Here is a 21,725-nt window from a genome sequence, read left to right as displayed (position 1 = left end):
CGCATATGATTCGCGCAATACGCTCTCTCCCCCGATTTACGCTTCGACGTGCGCGCAGCCTGTGGCACCGCTACGGGATCTTTTGGGTTGGCGCTATCGCGGTCGGCCTGGTCGCGGTGCTGTACGCCAAGCTCATCGATTGGGGCTATAACGCGTTCCGCGCCGTTCAGCACGACCATGTCTGGCTGCCGCTGATCCTGACGCCCGCAGTCGCCGCGTTATCCGTCTGGCTGACCCGCAAGTTCTTTCGCGGCTCGGAAGGCAGCGGCATTCCACAGGTCATTGCCGTGTTGCACAGTCCGCCGGGACTGGGAACTCGACTGTTGTCGCCCGGCATCCTGATCGCCAAGATGGGGATCTCGTTTATCGCCATCCTCGGCGGATTCACCATCGGCCGCGAAGGGCCGACCGTCCAGGTCGGCGCCGCCCTGATGTACAACCTGCGACGACTGTTTCCCCGCTCAAACGCCCGCATCGAACGGCAACTCGTGCTGGCTGGCGCGGCAGCCGGCTTATCCGCGGCGTTCAATACACCGCTTGCCGGCATCGTATTCGCGATCGAAGAATTGACGCGCAGCTTTGAAGCACGTACGAGCGGCGTGCTGATCACGGGCATCATCCTCGCGGGTATCGTCGCGCTCGGCCTGAACGGCAATTACACCTATTTCGGCACCATCGAAGTCAACGCGCATTTCCCCAACCTGCTGGCGGTCGCAGTGCTGCTCACGGCCATCGTGACTGGCGTCGCGGGCGGCGTGTTTTGCTGGTTGCTGCTCAACACGTCGAAATGGATTCCGGCATGTCTGCGCGAGATGCACGCGACGCGCCCGGTTGTATTCGCCACGCTGTGCGGGTTGATCATCGCCGTGGTGGGGCTCGTGTCGGGCGGTACGACCTTCGGCAGCGGCTACGCCGAAGCGCGCGGATTGCTGGAAGGCCATGAGCAGCTCTCGCCGCTGTATCCGCTGCTCAAGATGGTCTCGATGATCGGCTCATACCTGCCGGGCATTCCGGGCGGCATCTTCGCGCCGTCGTTATCGATTGGCGCCGGCTTCGGCAATGTGCTTCATATGGTCTTCAGCCACATGCAGCTGTCGATGCTGATTGCGCTCGGCATGGTGGGATATCTCGCAGCCGTCACGCAGTCGCCGATCATGTCGTTCGTGATCGTGATGGAAATGATCAACGGTCATGCGCTCGTGATTTCGCTCATGGCGACAGCGCTGATTGCGAGCCGGGTGTCGCGCTTCTTTTCGCCGCCGCTGTACGAAGCGTTGGCTGAGCGCTATATGACCCCTCTGCCCTTGGCGGTGCCGCGGGCATCGCCCGAACTGCCGGAAACACCCGTCGAGGACGAAGAGCCGGTCACCAAATAAAGCTCGGGCGAACTTAATAAACGTAGACGCGCGGCACCGGATGATAAGCATACGGATGCGCCGGCACGACAATGCAGCCTGCCAGCAAGGTCGCGAGGAAGCCAATAATCAGTAGTCTGGTTTTCATGTGGAACTCCGGAACGCGTTCATTGGATTCGGGCGGCGCGTATGCCGCCGCCCATGAAGCTAGCGAGTTACTGGCGCTTCAGGCCCAGTGCCCGAGCATCCAGCGCCACGCACCGCCGCGTGCGATCCAGTGTCCCGGCACCCAGTGATACCCCACGCGCTCGACTTGCCAATGCCCTGGATTCCACACGTATTGTCCGTGTTCCCAGCGCCAGTGGCCGTTATCCCAGACGTAACCCACGCGAGCCGGCGGAACCGACTCTATGCGCACGGGCGGCGGCGCATTCGGCGCCACGATAAGCACTTCAGCCGACACACTTCCGGCTACCGCCGCGACGCCGGCCATAACAATCGCCGCCTGGGCAATGAACAAACGCATTTTCATGATCGGCCTCTTGAGTTGGTCACCGCATATCGCGGCGATACACACTCAATGCGCGAGCCCACGGTTTAGCCGACAGCGCCCGTGTAACGGCGATGGCTAAACTGCAACGGAATATTGATGTAAGTCGCCGATGCGACCTAAAAATGCAGACGCACAAATGAAAAAGCCGGAATCATGCGATTCCGGCTTTTAGATATGCAACGCGCCGAGAAAAAACTTCGGCGCAGGTTGAAACCGTCATCCATCTTCAAACCGATGGAATTTCGATTTTCACTTCGAGTACTTCGAGATCGTCCTGACGTTCGAGGCTGACCCGGATATCGTCACTTGAAATCTTCACGTACTTGGAAATCACGGCAACGAGTTCTCGTTGCAACGCCGGCAGATAATCGGCGGGAGCATGTCCGCCCGCTCGCTCGTGCGCGATGATCAACTGCAAGCGTTCCTTCGCGACCGAAGCGGACTTCTTTTTCTCGCCCAGCAAAAACGAAAGAATCGACATTGCGTCCCCTTACTTGTTGCCGAAGATGCGTTGCAACAGACCTGGCTTCTGATAGTCAGTGAAGCGCAGGGACTTTTCTTCGCCGAGAAAGCGCGAAACGATGTCCTTGTAGGCTTCAGCCACATCAGTGCCATCGAGGTGCACGGCCGGCAATCCCTGATTGGACGCATGCAGCACGGCTTCCGATTCAGGGATCACACCGATCAGTTCGATCCGCAGGATTTCCTGAATGTCGGTCAGCGACAACATCTCGCCTTCGCTTACGCGCTTCGGGTTGTAGCGCGTGATCAGCAGATGTTCCTTGATCGGCTCCTTACCTTCAATCGCGCGCTTTGTCTTCGACGAAAGAATGCCGAGAATGCGGTCCGAGTCACGCACGGACGACACTTCCGGATTCGTCACGATCAGCGCTTCATCGGCGAAATGCATGGCCAGCAACGCGCCCGATTCAATCCCCGCCGGCGAGTCGCAGACGATGTATTCGAAGTCCATCGCGATCAGGTCGTTGATGATCTTCTCGACGCCGTCTTGCGTCAGCGCGTCTTTATCGCGCGTTTGCGAGGCCGGCAGGATAAAGAGGTTTTCGCACTTCTTGTCCTTGATCAGCGCCTGGTTGAGGTTCGCTTCACCCTGGATCACGTTGATGAGGTCGTACACCACGCGGCGTTCGCAGCCCATGATGAGATCGAGATTGCGCAGGCCGACATCGAAGTCGATAACAGCCGTTTTATGCCCGCGCAACGCGAGGGCCGATGCGAAGCTCGCGCTGGTGGTCGTCTTGCCGACGCCGCCCTTGCCCGAAGTCACCACAATGATTTTTGCCATTCCTGTACCTTGTGTTCGTCAATTAAATCCGCTCGCGTGCCATCCGAGAGCGCGCCGTCCCCATCAGGCGCGCCTGGCTGACTCTTCTCAGGCCTCTCAGGTCAGCCGCAGCGGTTCGATCATCAGTTTTTCTTCGTCGAGCCAGATCTGCACCGGCTTGCCCAAGACATCGGGGCCAAGCGGTGTTTCCATCGTCCTGTAGATGCCGGCGATAGAGATCAGTTCCGGCTCCAGACACGTGCAGAAAATGCGCGCGTCGAGGTTGCCGTGTACGCCCGCGAGCGCGCGGCCGCGCAACGGCGCATAGATATGAATGTTGCCTTCCGCGATCACTTCCGCCCCGTAGCTCACGAGCCCGAGCACGACGAGATCGCCTTTCGCATAGACCTGCTGGCCCGAACGCAACGGCCGGTCGATGATGGTCGTCTTCGGCACCGGCGCGGTGGGCGCAGGCGTTTGTGCAACGGCCGCTTCGATCACGGCGGCCGCCTCAGTGTTCTCGACACCCGCGTCCACCGACGGCTTCGGCGCACCGCGCCGGTCGCGCGCTTCAAGCAGCGGCAGCGCGCCTTCGGACGCCCACGCCTGGTCCGCCGATGCAACTACGCCGATCGGGCGCATGCGCACGCTGCCGAGCAACGCCGCGAGTTCGCTGATCGATATGCGTTCGTCGGCCGCCAGACGGCGCACGTCGATGGCGACAGTATCGTTCGCGAAAAACTCGGGAGTCGCCTCGAAGCGCCGCGTAAGTTCCGTTCGCAGCGCGTCGAGGTCGGTAGTCTTGACGACAAACAGAAGCGTGTCGACAGAGCCGCTGCGCAATTCGAAAAAGGGCGTTTTTTTGAGCGACATAGGTAAAGCCAAAAATTTTGCGTATTTTACAGGCGTGACGCAAGCAAACGGAATATTTCAGATTGCCGCCCAAATGCGGGCAGCATGGTGTGAACGAAAGTGGCAAGACAGGGGACGGCGAGATGAGCCGGGAGGACCAAGCCACGCGTGCCGTGACCGAATCCACTTGCGAAGAACGATGGCAGATCAACTGCTCAGGTCACGTGATCACTCACGTAATGTGATCGGTCACTCGGCGCACGAGCAGCGTTTCGTATTCCTCGGGATGCGCTGGAATCCGCCGGCGTTCGCCGGTAGGGCCAAAGCCCAGGCGCTCATAGAAACGCATGGCGTTGCGGTTTTCGTCAGTGACCCAGGCAAAGACGTCGTGCACGCGCCGCTCGGCGAGCCATTGCGTGGCGGCATTCACGAGCAGCTCGCCGCCGCGCAAATGCCTCACAGCAGGCGCCACCCACAACGCATAGACGAATGCACGCGGTGCAGGCGCTTCATCGATAAACGCCCCGACCAAGCCCGCCGGATGACCTTCGGTGTACAGGATAAACGACGCGGTGACGGGTGAATTCGCGTGGCGATCGGCCGTTTCGTCGAAGCTTGCGACGTCGGCGGACAAGGCCTCCTCCAGCGTCTCACCGAACGCGTAAGGCGCCTCGCGCAATGAGGCCGTGCGAAGCTCGCGCAGGACTGCACCTTGATGCGCGGCGATCCTGCGAACAGTTAGTGAAGGACTCATGCGGGTGTTTTTCTCTCAAGCTTTCACAAGCTTCTTAAGCTTTCTTAAGCCGGCTTGGTCTATTTAATAGCTTCAACCGAACAGGCGTACGAGTCAAATCATTATTGCAATCCGAGGCGTGAGGTACCTTCACCGCGGGTCTCCCAGCCCGCCACCTCGTTTGTCTCATGATGCTTTACGGTGCATCGACGTGCATTCAGAGTGCTGCGTATCAAGGTGCTGCGTATTCGCCCGTTCCGTCGGGCCACGGTGTCAGCAATTCGAAGCCATCGTCGGTTACCACAACCATGTGCTCCCATTGCGCCGATAACGACCGATCCTTGGTAGTCACGGTCCAGCCATCACGCGATTGCTGCGTTGCAGCGCGGCCCGCATTCACCATGGGTTCAATGGTGAATACCAAGCCCGGCTTCAAACGCATTCCGGCGCCCGGTTGTCCGTAATGCAGCACTTGCGGATCCTCGTGATATACGCGGCCAATGCCGTGTCCACAATATTCGCGCACGATCGAATAGCCCTCGCGATTAGCGACGGACTGGATCGCATAACCCACATCGCCCAACGTGGCTCCCGGACGCACTACCCGGATGCCGGCAACCATCGCTTCATACGTCGTGTCGCACAGCCGTTTGGCTTCGCCGCTCGGCGTACCGGCGTAGTACATGCGGCTGGTATCGCCGAAATAACCATCCTTGATGATCGCGACGTCGATGTTGATGATGTCCCCGTCCTTCAGTGCGCGAGGGCTGGGAATACCGTGACAGACCACGTGATTCACCGACGTGCAAATGGTCTTGGTAAAACCCATGTAGCCCACGTTTGCGGGAATCGCCTTCAGTTCTTCGACAATGAACCGGTTGCAGATCGCATCCAGTTCTTCCGTGGTGATGCCCGGTTGCACATGCTCCCCGATCATCGCGAGGACTTCTGCGGCCAAGCACCCGGAAATACGCAGTTTTTCGATGTCGGCAGGCGACTTGAGTGTAATGGCCATGGAGCGTTGGTGTGTCGGCGCGCGATATCGATTGATATCGATGTATCGCGGACGCATTAATTCAGGATGCCGGCGATGATAGCATCGCACGCTTTTCCGCTCTTTTTTCGATGGCCTGCGCGATTGTCTTGCGGGTGCGCGACGTCATGCTTTACGCTTGGTCCGGCTTGATTCAGGTTGCGTGGCGCTGGTTGTTTTGGCCCTTGATTTGCGGCTTGATTCTGTTCTGTTTTGTTGATTCCGTTGTTGCTTCTTTTGTTGTGTCGTCTCTACTGAAGCCCATTGCTTATGCTCTTACGCCGAGTTGTCCCGTTTGCCCCCTTAGTTGCGTCTGCACTTGTGCTTGCTGCGTGCAGTTCCACCAACGTTCCTGAACTTCGCGCTTCTAGTCCGGTGATCTACGTGTCGTCGCATCGCCAATCACGTGACGTATTGAATTGCCTTGAGGACAAGCTGCCTTCGGTGTCCACATCGAAGCTGGGTAGCGCCTCGGAATTGCTGGTTGGGCCGAACGCGTGGCTGGTTACGCTCACGCCGTCGCAATATGGATCGACGGTAAAGGTGCAGAAATCTTCGGAAGATTATGGCGGATTGCCCGAGCCTGAAATGCGCTTCGATATAGCGCGCTGCACGACCTGAAATCAAATGGCATCAACCAATAAAATCCCCGACGATTGATTATTCTTCGGGGATTTTTTGTCGGCTTAGATTTTTCCGGCTTAAGAAACCATTAAGCCAATCAGAAGTAGTAGTGAACTCCAACCGTCACGCTGTCATTACGGCGTTTGGTTCCGTCGTGGCGACTTGAATCGGCCGTCCATTCAGCCGCGACGCTGAATTGCTTCACGAACTTATATTCAACGCCTAAACCACCATGAAGGCGCGCATTAGGCCAGGTTCCGGTCATGCCTAAACGTGCATAGGGCATGACCGTGTTGAATGGCATTCCAAACTTGAGATCCACGCCACCGTCCTTAAAGGTGGTCGAACCGTGGTGGAAATCCGCGAACACTTCTGCGCCAATCACGAACTGCTTTACATCAAACCCGTAGCCTGCAGTCAGGCCGGGGAAAGTCGTGGCGTGGGACCTGACGTTCACGACGCCCGACGCGTCAGACCAGTTCTCCCCGACTTTGACGCCGGCGTAGGGGCCGGCAAACTCGCTCGCTTGAGCGCACGAAATACCGGTCAGCGCGATGACCAGCGCGGCAAAAAACTTCTTTAAATTGGACATGGGAATTGATACATAACATTAAATTGAAAAGCAACGCTAATTGCCACGTTCGTGCACATTTACTGTTAATAAGATTCAAGGAATTTCTTCGAGATGAATCTTGCAACGAAGCGAAAGATTAAATTGCAAGGACGCGCGGGACCAATCGGAGTGCTCTTAGTTATATTTTTAGCGTTATTATTTATAGACTTTTGCTTGGCAAGCGCATCGAAGGAACAGAGGCTGCAATAGTTATGTGATCAATTCGCAACACACGTCAACTTCACGTCAATGCGATTAACTCAACGAAATGAAACGAATTAATGAATTGAACCGGATATTGATATAACCCGCGATCTCAATCAGGCTGAATAAGCGAATTCACGTTTTCGTTTCACGAAACGCGTCGACTTTGTCGGATGTGCCCGTTGCGACCGCGTCCGCTATCGGATCCTTACAACGGAAATGCACGTATGAACCACCCCGCTCTTTACCTCGGCGGCAGCTTGCTGGCCACAGCTGTGACCGCTGCATCGCTTTGCTCCGCTGCAGGCGCCCAGACCGCCCGACAAGTCACACCGCCCGCCGACAATCCCCTCTCGCTGTCGGTGGCACCTGTACATGTGTATCGATCGCCCTCGATTACCGGAGCGCCACAACTGGAATCTGCCCCACTGCCCGCGTCGGGTTCCGATGACCGGTCAGCGAGGCCGACGCCAAGTATTGAGAAACCGGACAACTGGGCTTGCCGGACATCGAATAACCTGTCGCGGAGCTCGGCCGGCAGGAATACTGACGGCAAGTCGACCTTGGACATAGAGCGTTCGCTGCCGAAATGCTGAGCGTTGCGCGCCGCAGATGGATTTGATAGTCAAGTCGCGCACTTTAAGAGAGATTCTCGCCGCCCTGGAAATGCAAAACCCCCGCTGATCTTTCGATCAGCGGGGGTTTTTGAATTTGGCGGAAAGGGTGAGATTCGAACTCACGGTACGCCTAAACGTACACTGGATTTCGAGTCCAGCGCATTCGACCACTCTGCCACCTTTCCATTTACTGCAACCGCTTTAGTCCTTGTTACTGCGCTTCGCGGCCTTCGCTGAACGGGTCGATGCTCAGCGAAGAGAAAGATTATAGACGACTCGGAATCGATTTCCAACCCCTTTTCGTGAGCTGGTTACAACACGCCGACTCTGTGCGCCGCGCTCACTCTGCCTTCGGCACTTCCAGTTTTTCCACACCCCGCATGTACGGGCGCAAAACCGCCGGCACCGTCACCGATCCATCCGCGTTCTGGAAGTTCTCAAGCACAGCAACAAGCGTGCGCCCGACCGCCAGCCCCGATCCATTCAATGTATGCACAAACTCGGGCTTGCCCTGCGCATTGCGGAACCGCGCCTGCATCCGGCGAGCCTGGAACGCTTCAGTGTTCGAACAGCTCGAAATTTCGCGATAGGTGTTCTGCGCCGGCAGCCAGACTTCCAGGTCGAACGTCTTGGTCGCTGAAAATCCCATGTCGCCCGTGCACAGCGTGATCACGCGGTACGGCAATTCAAGCTTCTGCAAAATCGCTTCGGCGTGACCAACCATTTCGTCGAGCGTGTCGTACGATTTTTCCGGCGACACAACCTGCACCATTTCCACCTTGTCGAACTGATGCTGGCGGATCAGGCCACGCGTATCGCGGCCATACGAACCCGCTTCAGAGCGGAAGCAGGGTGAATGCGCGGTGAGCTTCACCGGCAGCGCAGAGCCTTCGAGAATGCTTTCGCGCACCGTGTTTGTCAGCGAGATTTCGGAGGTCGAAATCAGGTATTGCGTGATCGTGTTTTCTTCGCCGCCCTTCTCCACCCGAAACATGTCGTCGGCGAATTTGGGCAATTGTCCCGTGCCGACCAAAATCTCCGGATTCACGATATACGGCGTGTACGCCTCTGTATAACCATGCTGCTCCGTATGGGTGTCGATCATGAATTGCGCAAGCGCGCGATGCAGCCGCGCGATCTGCCCGCGCAGCAGCGTGAAACGCGCGCCGGAGAGCTTGGCGCCGGTTTCGAAGTCGAGTCCGAGCGGCGCGCCTACATCGACGTGATCCTTTACCTCGAAATCGAACGACCGCGGTGTGCCCCAGCGGCGCAGCTCGACGTTTTCCGTCTCGTCGCGGCCAACCGGCACGCTTTCGTGCGGCAAGTTCGGTACGCCGAGCATCAGGTCGGCGAGGCGTTTCTGGATGTCGTCGAGTTGCGCCGACGACGCTTTCATCGTCTCGCCAATTCCGCCCACTTCCGCCATCACCGCAGCCGTGTCTTCGCCGCGGCCCTTCATTGCGCCGATCTGCTTGGACAACGTGTTGCGACGCATCTGCAGTTCTTCAGTCCGCGTCTGGATCTTGCGACGTTCGATTTCCAGTGCCGCGAAAGCCGCGACGTCGAGGGTGTAGCCGCGTTGGGCCAGGCGCTGGGCGACAGCGTCGGGGTCTTTGCGCAGAAGTTGAATGTCGAGCATGGCAGGGCCGGTTCTTAGTAGGTGCGAATCCGCGATTTTATCTCAGCACCGAAAGGTTATTGGCGCGGGATAACCACGTTAGCCGTTCGGCCTGGCGTTCGAGGCGTTTTCCGTTGCAGAAAAGCCTGTCTTGAAATCGGTGGCGGCGCTATTCATCAACAATGCCTGCTTCAGAGCGCCTGAGATTATTTCTTCCCGGCCTTGTTCTCACGCCGCCATTGCGCGTCCATCTCGGCCAGCCTCGCCATCTTCTCGCCGATCTTGCCTTCCAGGCCGCGCGGCGTCGGCTCGTACCAATGCGGGTCGCGCATGCCGTCCGGGAGATACGTTTCCCCCGCCGCGAACGCGTCGGGTTCATCGTGCGCGTAACGGTATTCATGCCCGTAGCCCAGCTCCTTCATCAGCTTCGTCGGCGCGTTGCGCAAGTGCACCGGCACCCCGCGCGACTGATCCTTGCCGACAAACTGCCGCGCTTCGTTATAGGCCTTGTAGCCCGCGTTCGATTTCGGCGCGACCGCCAGATAAATCAACGCCTGCGCCAGCGCCAGCTCGCCCTCTGGGGTACCGAGCCGCTCATAGGTTTCGGCGGCATCGAGTGCAATCCGGCCCGCGCGCGGGTCGGCGAGACCGATGTCTTCCCAAGCCATGCGCACGATGCGCCGCGCCAGATAACGCGGGTCAGCGCCCCCATCGAGCATTCGACAAAACCAGTAAAGCGTCGCGTCCGGATTACTGCCGCGCACCGACTTGTGCAACGCGCTGATCTGGTCGTAGAACGCGTCGCCGCCTTTATCGAAACGACGCAAATTCTCGGCAAGCGCGCTGCCCAGCAACGCTCCGTCGATATGCGTCGACTTCTGCTGTGCCGCCGCCCGCGCGACAATCTCGAGATTGTTGAGCAGCTTCCGGCCGTCGCCGTCGGCGGAGCCGATCAGCGCGTCGCGGGCGTCGTCGGTGAAAGTAAGACCGCCCAACTCGCCCTGCGCGCGGTCGAGCAACTCGATCAGCTCGCTCGCCTCAAGGCTTTTCAGCACATAAACAGCCGCTCGCGAGAGCAACGCGCTATTCACCTCGAACGATGGATTCTCGGTCGTCGCGCCCACGAACACGAACAAGCCCGACTCCACGTGGGGCAAGAACGCGTCTTGCTGACTCTTGTTGAAGCGATGCACTTCGTCGACAAACACCAGCGTCTGATGCCCGTTCGCCCGATGAATCTGCGCCAGTTCGACTGCCTCACGAATGTCCTTCACACCCGACAACACCGCCGACAGCGAGATGAATTCAGCGTGAAACGCCGCTGCCATCAAGCGTGCGAGCGTGGTCTTGCCCACGCCCGGCGGCCCCCAGAGGATCATGGAATGCGCTTCGCCGGACTCGAACGCGACACGCAGCGGCTTGCTGGCGCCGAGCAGGTGTTTCTGGCCGATAACCTCGTCGATAGTGCGAGGACGCAGACGCTCGGCAAGCGGAACATTGGCACGGTTTTCTTCGAACATGGCGCTCTGGGAGGTTTCCAAATGGGTCTGGTAGATCTGGTCGATCTAAGTAGTGCAGTTCGGGCAAAGGCAGCGATAATCGTGCGCTTTTCGAGACAGACGCCGCCACTGCTTCAAAATGGGCGTTTCGCCTCGAAAAAACGCGAATCGCGTCGCAACGGGTGATTATGACAGCCGCGGACGAACCGAAGAAACGCGCATGAACCGGGCCAAGCCCTACAGATAAGGACGAAACGCGAATGGGACAAGGGAACAAAGCGAGGAATACCAGGGACTCGGCCGGCGAAACCGGTGCATCGACTTACGCGCCGCTTTTGCCGGTCCCCGCCGCGCGCCGCGCGTTTGGCACATCGGACGCCTTCGCGCTGTGGTTTTCGCTCGGCATCGGCTTGCTGGTCGCGCAGGCCGGCGCGCTGCTCGTACCGGGCATGTCGCTGCCGCATGCGCTCGCGGCCATCGTGATCGGCACGGTGATTGGCGTGGTCCTGCTGGCGCTCGCGGGCGTGATCGGCACGGACACGGGCTTGGCTGCCATGTCGTCGTTGCGCCCGACGCTGGGGCTACGCGGCGCATCCGTGCCTGCAGTCATCAACGCCGTGCAACTGGTCGGCTGGGGCTCGTTCGAAATCATCGTGATGCGCGATTCCGCCGATGCCCTCGCCAAACAATCATTCGGCTTGTCCATGCCGCTGATCTGGACGCTGATCTTCGGCGTGCTGGCGACAACGCTCGCGATCACCGGTCCGCTCTCGTTCGTCCGGCGCTTCTTGCGTACGTGGGGAATCTGGCTGCTGCTCGGGGGCGCGGGCTGGCTGACGTGGAATCTGCTGTCGAAACAAGACTTCGGCGCGCTGATGAACCGCCCCGGCACGGGTGACATGCCGTTCGGCGCGGGTATCGACCTGGTGGTTGCAATGCCGCTGTCGTGGTTGCCGCTGATCGCGGATTACACGCGTTTCGGAAGCAGCGCCGGCGGCACGTTCCGCGGCACGCTGTTCGGATATGGAATCGCGAACATCTGGTTCTACGCGTTGGGCGCGTTCTACGGCCTGGCAGCGGGCGGCGGCGATGCGCTGCTGACAGTCGCGCTGGCACAAGCGGCGGGCGGGATTGCGCTGCTGCTGATTCTCATCGATGAAATCGACAACGCTTTCGCCGATATCCATTCCGCCGCCGTCTCCACCGGCACCTTCTGGGCGAAGGCGAGCGTGCCGTTGCTGTCGGCGGCGTTCGGCGCGTTGTGCACGCTGATCGCGCTGCTTGTGCAGATGGGCAAGTATCAGAACTTCCTTCTGCTGATCGGCTCGGTGTTCGCGCCGCTATTTGGCGTGGTGCTGGTGGATCACTTTATCGTGAGGAAACGTCGAGTGGACGTCGCCGCACTCACCGATCCGCGCGGCCCGTACGGATTCTCGGGCGGTTGGCATGTGAGCGGGTTTATTGCGTGGGCCTTGGGAATCGCGGCGTATCACGCGATCAATCAGTGGCTGCCGAATCTTGGCGCAACGCTGCCGGCGCTCGTGGTGGGCGCGCTGGCTTATCTGGCGTTGGTGTCGGGTCGACGGGAAGAACAACGGTCTTCGGCGACTTGAGCGAATATTTGAAGCGTGAGGACCATCCGATCCTGACGCTCGCGTGAAACCGAGCAGCGTGCGCTGCGTCAGCCGTTGATCACGTCTGCGCCCTTGGGCACGACGAATTTGAACTGATCGGCTTTCAGCGGCGGATTTTTCTCGATGTTCGAGAAGGTCAGCAACGTGACATTGCCGAATACGTCATGCAATTCCATCGCTTCGAGATTGCCGTTTTTGAAGCCGATACCGACCTGCTGGAACTGCGTGTCCTGCGCTTTAGGCGTCAGTTCCAGCCAGTCGATGCCATCCTTCACGCCCGCGTCGCGCGACGTGAAATTCTTGTCGAGGTCGTTGCTGCCGAAAAGAATCGCAGCAGGACTCGCCCCCAGCGCGTTGCCCAGCGCGCGGACCGTGACCTGGTTCAAGTCCTTGTCGTAGACATAGAGCTTGTCGCCGTCGGCCTGCAGAATTTGCGCATAGGGTTTGTCGTACGCCCAGATGAACTTGCCCGGCCGCGCGAACGTGAACGTGCCGCTCGACGTGCCGCCAATGCGGGCGGCCATGCCCTGTGTAGCCGATGCCGCCGCCTTGCTCGGCGCCTTCACTTCACGCTGGACGAAGCTGCCATGCGCCGAGTGAACCTGCGCGATAAACGCCTTCAACTGCTCGGTGCCGCTTGCGAAAGCCTGCGACGCAACCAACAAGGAAGCGCCCAAAACGACGGCTTTCAACGCCGATCTCAAAACTGACTGCATAGATAAAACTCTCCAGATAACCTTATTCGGGTTCGCGCGCCGGCGTGAGGATTTCGCGATTGCCGTTCGAGGACATCGACGAAACGAGTCCCGAATTTTCCATTTGTTCGAGCAGCCGTGCTGCCCGGTTATAACCGATCCGCAGATGCCGCTGCACAAGCGAGATCGATGCGCGCCGGTTCTTGATCACGATTTCGACGGCCTGATCGTAAAGCGGATCGGCTTCGCCTTCTCCGCCGCCCGCGCCTGCACCGCCCGGCGCACCGTCCTCGCCATCGCCCAGCACGCCGCCTTCAAGAATACCTTCGATGTAGTTCGGCTCGCCGTGCTCCTTCAACCTGGCCACCACGCGATGCACTTCTTCGTCCGACACAAACGCGCCATGCACACGCACGGGCAACCCTGAGCCCGGCGGCAGATAAAGCATGTCGCCCATCCCGAGCAGGGATTCCGCGCCTTGCTGATCGAGGATGGTCCGCGAATCGATCTTCGACGACACCTGGAACGCCATCCGCGTAGGCACGTTGGCCTTGATCAAACCGGTGATCACGTCGACCGACGGCCGCTGCGTGGCGAGAATCAAGTGAATCCCCGCAGCCCGCGCTTTCTGCGCGATCCGTGCAATCAGCTCTTCCACCTTCTTGCCGACCACCATCATCAGGTCGGCGAGTTCGTCGATCACGACCACGATGGTCGGCAAGCGATTAAGCGGTTCCGGTTCGTCCGGCGTCAGGCTGAACGGATTAGGAATCTTCTCGTCGCGCTTCGTGGCTTCATCGATCTTGTTGTTGAAGCCTGCAAGATTACGCACGCCCATCTTGCTCATCAGCTTGTAGCGGCGTTCCATCTCGGCCACAGCCCAGTTGAGCGCGTTGCCGGCCTGCCGCATGTCGGTGACGACCGGACAGAGCAAATGCGGAATGCCTTCGTAGACGCTCATTTCGAGCATCTTCGGGTCGATAAGGATCATGCGCACTTCGTCGGCGGTGGCTTTGTACAACAGCGACAGGATCATCGCGTTGATACCCACCGACTTGCCCGAACCCGTGGTACCCGCGACCAGCAAGTGGGGCATCTTCGCGAGGTCGGCACAGATCGGCTTGCCGCCAATATCCTTGCCCAGACCCATGGTCAAAGGCGAAGCGGCATCGGCATAAACCTGCGAACCGAGGATCTCGGACAGGCGCACGGTCTGGCGGCGCTGATTCGGCAACTCCAGCGCCATAAAATTCTTGCCCGGAATAGTTTCGACCACCCGAATGGAGACCAGCGACAGCGAGCGCGCCAGATCCTTCGCCAACCCGACGATCTGCGAGCCCTTCACGCCCGTTGCCGGCTCGATTTCGTAGCGCGTCACGACCGGACCCGGATAGGCCGCCACCACGGCAACTTCCACGCCGAAATCCTTGAGCTTTTTCTCAATCAGCCGTGATGTGTATTCGAGCGTATCGGCGGAAATGGTTTCCTTCACTTCCGGGGCAGCGTCAAGCAGCGCCAGCGGGGGAAGCGTGGAATCGCCGGGGAGATCGGTGAAAAGCGGCACCTGCTTTTCCTTCTCCACCCGTGCCGATTTGGCCAGCGCGACCGGCGGCACGATCATCACCGGCTCCTGCTCCTCGATCTTCACGCGCCCGCGCACCACCTTGCCTTCACGTTTCTCGGCCGCCACTTCGCCCAGCTTGCGGTCGCGGCCCGCCTCACGGCGCATCCTCGCGCCGGTGATGGTGGCCATGATGGCGTCGCCGGTTTTTTCGCAGACGGACAGCCAGGAGAAGTTGAAATACAGCGACAAGCCGATCGCCAGCGCGATCAGCAGGAACAACGTAGCGCCGGTGAAACCCAACGCGTGGGACATCCCATGCGCGATCGCCTCACCGACCACGCCGCCCGATGCGTTTGGACGCGGCATTTGTACCTTGAGCGACCACATCCGCAGTGCTTCCAGACCGTCACTGGCCACCAGCACCAGCACGAACGCAAACGCCTCGGCGAGCCACGTGCGATCTTTCACTGGCGCTTCATCGTCAGCCGCTTCGTGATTCGTGATCCGCCGATAATTCGCGATGATTCGCCGCACCAGCAGGACGACCCACCAATAGGCGGACAGCCCGAACAAAAGCAGCAGAAGGTCTGCTGTCCACGCGCCCACGCGGCCGGCCCAATTGGCTATCTGGTCGACTTGCGCGGCATGCGTCCAGCTTGGATCGTGGCGGCTGTAACTCACCAGCGCCATGAGCAGGAACACGCAGAGCGCGACCTGCAAGATCCATCGAATTTCGGTGAAAAGGCGCGACATGCGGTGCGGCAATGCCTGCGCGCTTGCAGAATAGGTAGCTTTTGCCATTGATCCGTAAGGCTTTCTGACCCACCGCACGGCGCGCAGCGGGTCGACAGGTTTAATGACGCATTGTAAACGCTGCGTTGCGATGATCGAGCAAAAATGGTCTGCGGTTTCACCCTGTAACACACGCGTTACACGCTGCAAGCCGCGAATCGCGCTATGACCGCGATTGAAAGGATCACTCGGCGAGCGTTCTTTACGCCCTTTATAATGGCGAATTCGCACCTAACTACAGGTCAACGGCAGCAGCGCGTGGCATGCGGTTCGCCGTCACGAGCGACTTTTCCACTGTCCGCGCGCTACTCGATATGAACCGCTGATCGGATCAACGCAGATCAACGGTTCGGCCCTAACCACAACGGATTGCTCTCATGTCATCGCCCAAACACGCAAAAGTGCTGATTCTCGGTTCCGGCCCCGCCGGCTACACCGCCGCTGTCTACGCGGCGCGTGCCAACCTGTCGCCGTTGCTGATCACGGGCCTGGCGCAAGGCGGTCAGCTGATGACCACCACCGACGTCGAAAACTGGCCCGGCGACCCGTTGGGCGTGCAAGGTCCGGAACTGATGCAGCGTTTGCTGGAGCACGCCGAGCGCTTCAACACTGAAATTGTCTTCGATCACATCCACACCGCCAAGCTGACCGAAAGGCCTATCCGCCTGATCGGCGATTCGGGCGAGTACACCTGCGACTCGCTGATCATTGCGACGGGTGCATCGGCGCAATATCTCGGCGTGCCGTCGGAAGAAGCGTTTATGGGCAAAGGCGTGTCGGCTTGCGCGACCTGCGATGGTTTCTTCTACAAGAATGGCGAAGTCGCGGTGATCGGCGGCGGCAACACGGCCGTGGAAGAGGCGCTGTATCTGGCGGGTATCGCCAAGAAGGTGACGGTGGTTCATCGTCGCGACAAGTTCCGCGCGGAGCCAATCCTGATCGACCGCTTGCTTGCGAAGGAAAAGGAAGGCCTGGTCGACATCAAATGGAACCACGTCCTGGACGAAGTCACGGGCGATGCGTCCGGCGTGACCGGCTTGCGGATCAAATGCACCGAAACCGGCACGACCAGCGACGTACCGCTGCAAGGCGTGTTTGTGGCGATCGGCCACAAGCCGAACACGGACCTGTTCGTGGGCCAGCTTGAGATGAAAAACGGCTACATCATGACGCACGGCGGCCTGCAGGGTAACGCGACGAGCACGAGCATTCCGGGCGTGTTCGCCGCCGGCGACGTGCAGGACCACATCTATCGCCAGGCTGTCACCAGTGCCGGCACGGGCTGCATGGCCGCACTCGATGCACAGCGCTATCTTGAGAGCATCAATGAAAATCCCGCCGTGCATTCGATGAGCGCCGAAGCGGAACGGTAAGCAGCGAGAGAGTTAGTGCCCGTATTAGCCTGCCGGGCACGAAGAAACGCCGGTCGCGATCCTCTGGATCCGGCCGGCGTTTTCGTTTGGCACGCGATGTAAGTTGAACGAGGCGCCGGATAAAAACAGGCAAGAAAACACCCGCCCCGCCGATTTTTCCCCTTCCCATGTTAAAAAGGGTTTCTGGAGCGGCGTGAACCGTGTTCCGCCGCCGTGCGTTTTCTTCTGCCGTGCAATGCCCAAGAACCTGCCCCATCCGAACGAACCCAAGCCGAAACGCCAGCGCGACGCTGCGCCTGCGTCGGTATCCGGTTCGCCCGACTCCTTGCCGAAGGCCGCTGCGCCGACGCCGGAAGAAGTGTCGGCGGCGTTGAAACGCGATGGCCTCGCCGGGCTCGGCGCGTTACGCAGCACGCTCGAGGCCGCTGCGGTCAAACGCAAGCTACAACGCGCCGCGGCCGCAATGGCCGAGCGCGAAGCCGTAGCAGACGCGGATATTTTTCGTCGTTCGATCGGCGCGGTGGCGCCGCTGAAAGTCCCGCCCCGCATGCCGCTGCCGCGCGTGCCGCCGTCGCCGCTGCCGTTGCAGACGCGCCTGGACGAAGAAGCCGTCCTGCACGAAGCGCTCTCCGACGAATTCGATCCCGAAAGCCTGCTCGATACCGACGACTCCCTCTCCTATTGCCGCCACGGCGTGCGGCAGGAAGTGGTGCGCAAGCTGCGCCGCGGCGCGTGGATCGTGCAGGCACAACTCGACCTGCACGGCATGCGGCGCGAAGAGGCGCGCGAGGCGCTGTCGGAATTTATCCGTGAATCGGTGAAACGTGGGCTGCGGTGCCTGCGCGTGATTCACGGGAAGGGACTTGGGTCGATCGGACGGGAACCGGTGCTCAAGGGCAAAGTGCGCGCGTGGCTCGTACAGAAAGAGGAAGTGATCGCATTCTGTCAGGCGCGGCCGCACGATGGTGGCGAGGGCGCCGTGCTCGTGCTGCTCCAGCCGGCCAGCTCACCGCATCATCACAGTCATCCGCAGGACCGGGATCACCGGCCGCATGACTCCGGCAACAGCCGCGACCAGCGCGACCAGCGAAAGGGACCGTGATCGTGCATCCCAGGCTCACGCTGGCCATCTCGATCATGGAGGCGTTCGCGATCTTCGCGTATGCAATCTCGGGGTTGATCGAAGCGAGAAAGCGCCGGCTGGACGTTGTCGGGGCCTTCCTGGTGGCGCTCGCCACCGCTTTTGGCGGCGGCACGATGCGCGATGTATTACTGTCGCGCCGGCCGTTCTACTGGGTCCAGCATCAGGACTATGTCATCGTCATCTTTTTCATGGCAATTTCCGCGCCGTTCCTGCTGCGCACGACCACACGCCTGTTCGACCAACGCGCGTTGCTGATTGCGGACGCCATCGGACTGGGCCTGTTCAGCATTTCGGGGACCTCAGTTGCGCTCGATGCGCAGATGCCCGCCTTCACGGCGGCCATGATGGGCGTGGTGACAGGGGTATTCGGCGGCATTATGCGCGACGTGCTGTGCAACAAGGTGCCGCTGATCCTGCGCGACTCGCGTCCCTATGCGGTGTGTGCGCTGGCGGGTTGCTGGGTGTATCTCGGACTGGACTGGCTCGGGCTGCAAGGGGTGTACAACGTGCTGGTGTCGACCGGATTTATCCTGGTTGCACGGCTCCTCACGCTCAAGCTGGACATTCGTTTGCCGCACTGATTCATCGAAGCAATGTCCCGCGGCGCCCCGCCACGCCGGGCTCGCCACACGCGCCAGCGAAAGCCGCCGGTGATTTGCTACAATCTCTCCTCGATTTTCGCCATATTTCCGGCATTGCATTTTTCGTCAACTCGTTGTCTTAACTCGTTACGTCAACTCCACCCCAACGGTCGATCGACCCGCAGACTGAACATGAACATCGAGCAAGCGCGTTTCAACATGATCGAACAGCAGATCCGTCCCTGGGATGTGCTGGACCAGGACGTCCTGAACCTGCTGTCGATCGTCAAGCGTGAAAACTTCGTTCCGGCCGCGTATCGCAACATCGCGTTCGCGGATCTCGAAATTCCGCTGCCCACCGGTCAACACATGCTGTTTCCGCGAGTCGAAGCGCGCGTGCTGCAGGAACTGGCTGTGAAAAAGCACGAAGTCGTGCTCGAGATCGGCGCTGGTTCCGGCTACATGGCGGCGTTGCTCGCCGCGCGCGGCCGTTCGGTGACCACCATCGAAATCGAGCCCGAACTTGCGAAGCTGGCCGCAGAAAATTTGGCCGCGAACGGTGTATCGAATGCGCAGGTCGTGCTCGGTGACGGCGCGCTGGGCTGGAAAGAAACCGAACCCTACGACGTCATCTGCGTCTCGGGCGGTCTCCCGGTCATGCCGCAGGAATTCCTCGATCAGTTGAAGATTGGCGGCCGGTTGGCGGCGTTTGTCGGCACCGCGCCGGTCATGAAGGCGCAAATCATTACGCGCGTGGACGAAAAGCAATTCCGCGTCGCCGATATTTTCGAAACGCTGATCCCGCCGCTCAAGAACGCCGTGCAACCGTCGCGCTTCAAGTTCTGATACGGCTTCGTTTCACATTCGGACTCGCGCTGGTGTTAGTTTGATCGTCCGTGCGGCGAGTCCGAAGCATCACGTTGCAAGCTGCACCTTTGTTTGTGCGGATAGCACCATCGGGCCGCCCGGCTCGCTGTCGCTAACCACTTTCACCGGAATCCCATGCAAAACCTGTCCGCACCCGAACTGGCCGAATGGCTCGCCGATACATCGCGTCCCGCCCCTGTCCTGCTCGACGTCCGCGAACCGTGGGAACTCGAAACTGCCAAGCTCGCCAACATCGTCGCCATCCCGATGCGCGATATTCCCGCGCGCAGCGAAGAACTCGACGACGAAGCGCAGATCGTCTGCATCTGCCACCACGGCGCCCGTAGCGCGCAGGTCGGCATGTTCCTGGAATCGCGCGGCTTTACGCAGGTGTTCAACTTGTTCGGCGGTATTGACGCATGGTCGCGTCAGGTCGACCCAGCCGTTCCCACGTACTGATCCGGCCGCTTTCGCGCCGCCTTTTTAGTCGTCTCCCCTTCCGCTTACCGGTCCCGGACGAATCCCATGCGCCCGATGTTCGCACTCGCGCTATGCAGTCTCGGCGCCGGGTTTGCGTGCTCGCCGGCCTCGGCCGTGAGTCTCAACCAGCTCTACGATGAAGCGCTTGAAACCGACGCGCAGCTCCAGAGCGCGCGCGCCGGTCTCACCGCCGACAGCGAGCAATTGCCGCAAGCCCGCGCGAAACTGTTGCCGCAATTGTCGGCATCGGTGACCGCCAGCGAGCAGCGCACGGAACTTGGCGGGGGTTTCCCGGCGACCACGGGAAACAGCAACGGTTACACCGTTTCGCTCACGCAACCGCTCATCAACGTCGCGAGCTGGCAAGGGTATCAACAAGGCCAGATTGCGCTGACGACCGCTCAGGCGCAGTTCGCCGCCGCCCGTCAGGACCTGATCGTGCGGCTAGGCCAGGCTTACTTCGACGCCCTTTCCGCGCAGGACAGCGTCGCAATCGTGCGTTCGCAAAAAGCATCGATTGCTGAGCAGCTTGAATCGGCGAAACGCTCATTCGATGTCGGCCAGTCGACCATCACCGATACCAACGAAGCCCAGGCCAAATACGATCAGTCGATCTCGCAGGAAATTGCGGCGCAGAACGATCTCGAGGTGAAGCTGGCGGCGCTGGAACAAATCGTCGGGCACCCGGTGATGCGCGTGGATGGCCTCGCGCGCGGCGTGACGCTGCCACCACCCGTTCCCGCCGACATGCAGCAATGGGTCGAGATGGCGCGCGACGCGAACTATCAGGTCGTGCTCAAGCAACTGGCCGTGGCGAACTCGCAGCGCGAGACTTTGAAGGCGAAGGCCGGCCACTATCCCACGCTCGATTTGATCGCGAGTTACGGGAGAAATAGTCTGGGGGCGGCCGGCGCCGGTAACTTCGGCGGGAATTTCGGCGGCGGTTTTGGCAGCGGCGCGAATACGATCTCGCCGGAGGTGCCGGCGGCTGCAGCCGAACTGGGCAATTACGGCGCGTATTACACCAACGCGACCGTTGGCGTTCAGCTAACCATTCCGTTGTACGAAGGCGGGGCCACGCAAAGCCGCGTGCGCCAGACGCTGGCGCTGGAAGACAAGGCGGCAGCAGATCTGGATGCCGCGCGGCGTTCGGCGGCGTTATCGGCGCGACAGGCATTTTTGGGGGTATCGAGTGGACTTGCACAGGTCCGCGCACTCGAAACCGCTGAACAATCCGCGCGGACATCGCTTGAATCGAATTTGCTCGGGTATCAGGTGGGCGTGCGGATCAATATCGATGTACTCAACGCGCAGGACCAGCTCTTTTCGGCACGACGCGATCTTGCGAAAGCCCGCTATGACACACTGATTAACTCGCTCAAGCTGAAGGCATCGACGGCCAGCCTGACCGATAGCGATGTGCTCTCGCTAAACATGTTGCTCTCGCCCACCGATGACACCGCGTTGACCGCGTTGCCCGTTGCGCCCAGCGTGCCGCATCCGGGCGCGGCGGCGCGTGGAACCAACGCGGTTGGCCGTCGTTCTATGCCGCAATAAAAAAACGCGGGCTTTTCTTCAAGAAAAGTCCGCGTTTTCTTTAACATTCATA

The 21,725-nt window shown here is 60.0% G+C and carries 21 protein-coding genes and 1 tRNA gene; 9 read left to right on the top strand and 13 right to left on the bottom strand.

Annotation, left to right across the window (positions count from 1 at the left end):
• The first annotated feature begins 5 nt into the window (after positions 1 to 5).
• Positions 6 to 1,376, top strand: a complete 1,371-nt coding sequence (locus tag ACMX25_RS16620) for a chloride channel protein (RefSeq protein ID WP_414951082.1) — start codon at positions 6 to 8, stop codon at positions 1,374 to 1,376.
• Positions 1,377 to 1,581: 205 nt separating this feature from the next.
• Here ACMX25_RS16620 and ACMX25_RS16615 read toward each other — a convergent pair whose 3' ends face one another.
• The 6 genes from ACMX25_RS16615 to map all read right to left on the bottom strand — a co-directional run bounded on the left by ACMX25_RS16615 (position 1,582) and on the right by map (position 5,793).
• On the bottom strand, positions 1,582 to 1,848 hold the full coding sequence (locus tag ACMX25_RS16615) for a YXWGXW repeat-containing protein (RefSeq protein WP_414951115.1): 267 nt from the start codon (positions 1,846 to 1,848) through the stop codon (positions 1,582 to 1,584).
• Between the two features lie 286 nt (positions 1,849 to 2,134).
• The gene (gene minE, locus ACMX25_RS16610; protein WP_031359136.1) at positions 2,135 to 2,389 is read right to left on the bottom strand and encodes a cell division topological specificity factor MinE; all 255 of its coding nucleotides are present in this window, start codon (positions 2,387 to 2,389) and stop codon (positions 2,135 to 2,137) included.
• Positions 2,390 to 2,398: 9 nt separating this feature from the next.
• A complete protein-coding gene (gene minD / locus ACMX25_RS16605; protein WP_031359135.1) occupies positions 2,399 to 3,214 on the bottom strand; it encodes a septum site-determining protein MinD in 816 nt (271 codons plus the stop codon).
• Positions 3,215 to 3,310: 96 nt separating this feature from the next.
• The gene (gene minC, locus ACMX25_RS16600; protein WP_414951081.1) at positions 3,311 to 4,066 is read right to left on the bottom strand and encodes a septum site-determining protein MinC; all 756 of its coding nucleotides are present in this window, start codon (positions 4,064 to 4,066) and stop codon (positions 3,311 to 3,313) included.
• A gap of 211 nt (positions 4,067 to 4,277) precedes the next feature.
• A complete protein-coding gene (locus ACMX25_RS16595; protein WP_414951080.1) occupies positions 4,278 to 4,799 on the bottom strand; it encodes a GNAT family N-acetyltransferase in 522 nt (173 codons plus the stop codon).
• A gap of 211 nt (positions 4,800 to 5,010) precedes the next feature.
• Complete coding sequence (gene map, locus ACMX25_RS16590) at positions 5,011 to 5,793, bottom strand: type I methionyl aminopeptidase (RefSeq protein ID WP_414951079.1); 783 nt, start codon at positions 5,791 to 5,793, stop codon at positions 5,011 to 5,013.
• Positions 5,794 to 6,195: 402 nt separating this feature from the next.
• Here map and ACMX25_RS16585 point away from each other — a divergent pair, with 402 nt between their 5' ends.
• Entirely contained in the window at positions 6,196 to 6,432 is a 237-nt protein-coding gene (locus ACMX25_RS16585) for a hypothetical protein (RefSeq protein WP_414951078.1), read from the top strand.
• A gap of 100 nt (positions 6,433 to 6,532) precedes the next feature.
• Here the strand turns inward: ACMX25_RS16585 and ACMX25_RS16580 are convergent, their stop codons facing one another.
• The 5 genes from ACMX25_RS16580 to ACMX25_RS16560 form a co-directional block, all read right to left on the bottom strand.
• Entirely contained in the window at positions 6,533 to 7,027 is a 495-nt protein-coding gene (locus ACMX25_RS16580) for an outer membrane beta-barrel protein (protein ID WP_414951077.1), read from the bottom strand.
• Between the two features lie 469 nt (positions 7,028 to 7,496).
• Entirely contained in the window at positions 7,497 to 7,823 is a 327-nt protein-coding gene (locus tag ACMX25_RS16575) for a hypothetical protein (protein WP_414951076.1), read from the bottom strand.
• Between the two features lie 141 nt (positions 7,824 to 7,964).
• Positions 7,965 to 8,054: transfer RNA gene (locus tag ACMX25_RS16570), tRNA-Ser, on the bottom strand.
• 155 nt (positions 8,055 to 8,209) lie between these two features.
• Positions 8,210 to 9,508 carry a serine--tRNA ligase gene (serS, locus tag ACMX25_RS16565; RefSeq protein WP_414951075.1) on the bottom strand — a complete coding sequence of 433 codons (1,299 nt, stop codon included), beginning with the start codon at positions 9,506 to 9,508 and terminating at the stop codon, positions 8,210 to 8,212.
• Positions 9,509 to 9,693: 185 nt separating this feature from the next.
• Positions 9,694 to 11,007: a replication-associated recombination protein A gene (locus tag ACMX25_RS16560; protein WP_414951074.1), complete on the bottom strand. Its 1,314-nt coding sequence runs from the start codon at positions 11,005 to 11,007 to the stop codon at positions 9,694 to 9,696.
• A 239-nt stretch (positions 11,008 to 11,246) separates the two neighbouring features.
• Between ACMX25_RS16560 and cytX the strand changes: the two genes are divergently transcribed.
• On the top strand, positions 11,247 to 12,599 hold the full coding sequence (gene cytX, locus ACMX25_RS16555; RefSeq protein ID WP_414951073.1) for a putative hydroxymethylpyrimidine transporter CytX: 1,353 nt from the start codon (positions 11,247 to 11,249) through the stop codon (positions 12,597 to 12,599).
• 68 nt (positions 12,600 to 12,667) lie between these two features.
• Here the strand turns inward: cytX and lolA are convergent, their stop codons facing one another.
• Together lolA and ACMX25_RS16545 are read right to left on the bottom strand one after the other, a co-directional pair.
• On the bottom strand, positions 12,668 to 13,336 hold the full coding sequence (gene lolA, locus ACMX25_RS16550) for an outer membrane lipoprotein chaperone LolA (RefSeq protein ID WP_414951072.1): 669 nt from the start codon (positions 13,334 to 13,336) through the stop codon (positions 12,668 to 12,670).
• Positions 13,337 to 13,358: 22 nt separating this feature from the next.
• On the bottom strand, positions 13,359 to 15,680 hold the full coding sequence (locus tag ACMX25_RS16545; RefSeq protein ID WP_414951071.1) for a DNA translocase FtsK: 2,322 nt from the start codon (positions 15,678 to 15,680) through the stop codon (positions 13,359 to 13,361).
• A 368-nt stretch (positions 15,681 to 16,048) separates the two neighbouring features.
• Between ACMX25_RS16545 and trxB the strand changes: the two genes are divergently transcribed.
• The 6 genes from trxB (at position 16,049) to ACMX25_RS16515 (ending at position 21,673) form a co-directional block, all read left to right on the top strand.
• Positions 16,049 to 17,044, top strand: coding sequence for a thioredoxin-disulfide reductase (gene trxB, locus ACMX25_RS16540; RefSeq protein WP_414951070.1), 996 nt, complete (start codon positions 16,049 to 16,051; stop codon positions 17,042 to 17,044).
• A gap of 235 nt (positions 17,045 to 17,279) precedes the next feature.
• Complete coding sequence (locus tag ACMX25_RS16535) at positions 17,280 to 18,146, top strand: Smr/MutS family protein (protein ID WP_414951114.1); 867 nt, start codon at positions 17,280 to 17,282, stop codon at positions 18,144 to 18,146.
• 2 nt (positions 18,147 to 18,148) lie between these two features.
• Positions 18,149 to 18,769: a trimeric intracellular cation channel family protein gene (locus ACMX25_RS16530; protein ID WP_414951113.1), complete on the top strand. Its 621-nt coding sequence runs from the start codon at positions 18,149 to 18,151 to the stop codon at positions 18,767 to 18,769.
• Between the two features lie 192 nt (positions 18,770 to 18,961).
• Complete coding sequence (locus ACMX25_RS16525) at positions 18,962 to 19,615, top strand: protein-L-isoaspartate O-methyltransferase family protein (RefSeq protein ID WP_414951069.1); 654 nt, start codon at positions 18,962 to 18,964, stop codon at positions 19,613 to 19,615.
• A 156-nt stretch (positions 19,616 to 19,771) separates the two neighbouring features.
• Complete coding sequence (locus ACMX25_RS16520) at positions 19,772 to 20,095, top strand: rhodanese-like domain-containing protein (protein ID WP_414951067.1); 324 nt, start codon at positions 19,772 to 19,774, stop codon at positions 20,093 to 20,095.
• Positions 20,096 to 20,161: 66 nt separating this feature from the next.
• The gene (locus tag ACMX25_RS16515; RefSeq protein ID WP_414951066.1) at positions 20,162 to 21,673 is read left to right on the top strand and encodes a TolC family outer membrane protein; all 1,512 of its coding nucleotides are present in this window, start codon (positions 20,162 to 20,164) and stop codon (positions 21,671 to 21,673) included.
• The last annotated feature ends 52 nt before the right edge of the window (positions 21,674 to 21,725 follow it).

This window comes from Caballeronia eucalypticola, from assembly GCF_047608185.1.
Taxonomy (GTDB): Bacteria; Pseudomonadota; Gammaproteobacteria; order Burkholderiales; family Burkholderiaceae; genus Caballeronia.
This window is presented reverse-complemented; position numbering and strand designations above follow the sequence as displayed.

Coding starts and splice junctions, on each gene's coding strand:
- ACMX25_RS16620 (WP_414951082.1), top strand. CDS start 6: ATGATTCGCGCAATACGCTCTCTCCCCCGATTTACGCTTCGACGTGCG.
- ACMX25_RS16615 (WP_414951115.1), bottom strand. CDS start 1,848: ATGGCCGGCGTCGCGGCGGTAGCCGGAAGTGTGTCGGCTGAAGTGCTT.
- minE (WP_031359136.1), bottom strand. CDS start 2,389: ATGTCGATTCTTTCGTTTTTGCTGGGCGAGAAAAAGAAGTCCGCTTCG.
- minD (WP_031359135.1), bottom strand. CDS start 3,214: ATGGCAAAAATCATTGTGGTGACTTCGGGCAAGGGCGGCGTCGGCAAG.
- minC (WP_414951081.1), bottom strand. CDS start 4,066: ATGTCGCTCAAAAAAACGCCCTTTTTCGAATTGCGCAGCGGCTCTGTC.
- ACMX25_RS16595 (WP_414951080.1), bottom strand. CDS start 4,799: ATGAGTCCTTCACTAACTGTTCGCAGGATCGCCGCGCATCAAGGTGCA.
- map (WP_414951079.1), bottom strand. CDS start 5,793: ATGGCCATTACACTCAAGTCGCCTGCCGACATCGAAAAACTGCGTATT.
- ACMX25_RS16580 (WP_414951077.1), bottom strand. CDS start 7,027: ATGTCCAATTTAAAGAAGTTTTTTGCCGCGCTGGTCATCGCGCTGACC.
- ACMX25_RS16575 (WP_414951076.1), bottom strand. CDS start 7,823: ATGTCCAAGGTCGACTTGCCGTCAGTATTCCTGCCGGCCGAGCTCCGC.
- serS (WP_414951075.1), bottom strand. CDS start 9,508: ATGCTCGACATTCAACTTCTGCGCAAAGACCCCGACGCTGTCGCCCAG.
- ACMX25_RS16560 (WP_414951074.1), bottom strand. CDS start 11,007: ATGTTCGAAGAAAACCGTGCCAATGTTCCGCTTGCCGAGCGTCTGCGT.
- cytX (WP_414951073.1), top strand. CDS start 11,247: ATGGGACAAGGGAACAAAGCGAGGAATACCAGGGACTCGGCCGGCGAA.
- lolA (WP_414951072.1), bottom strand. CDS start 13,336: ATGCAGTCAGTTTTGAGATCGGCGTTGAAAGCCGTCGTTTTGGGCGCT.
- ACMX25_RS16545 (WP_414951071.1), bottom strand. CDS start 15,680: ATGGCAAAAGCTACCTATTCTGCAAGCGCGCAGGCATTGCCGCACCGC.
- trxB (WP_414951070.1), top strand. CDS start 16,049: ATGTCATCGCCCAAACACGCAAAAGTGCTGATTCTCGGTTCCGGCCCC.
- ACMX25_RS16535 (WP_414951114.1), top strand. CDS start 17,280: ATGCCCAAGAACCTGCCCCATCCGAACGAACCCAAGCCGAAACGCCAG.
- ACMX25_RS16525 (WP_414951069.1), top strand. CDS start 18,962: ATGAACATCGAGCAAGCGCGTTTCAACATGATCGAACAGCAGATCCGT.
- ACMX25_RS16520 (WP_414951067.1), top strand. CDS start 19,772: ATGCAAAACCTGTCCGCACCCGAACTGGCCGAATGGCTCGCCGATACA.
- ACMX25_RS16515 (WP_414951066.1), top strand. CDS start 20,162: ATGCGCCCGATGTTCGCACTCGCGCTATGCAGTCTCGGCGCCGGGTTT.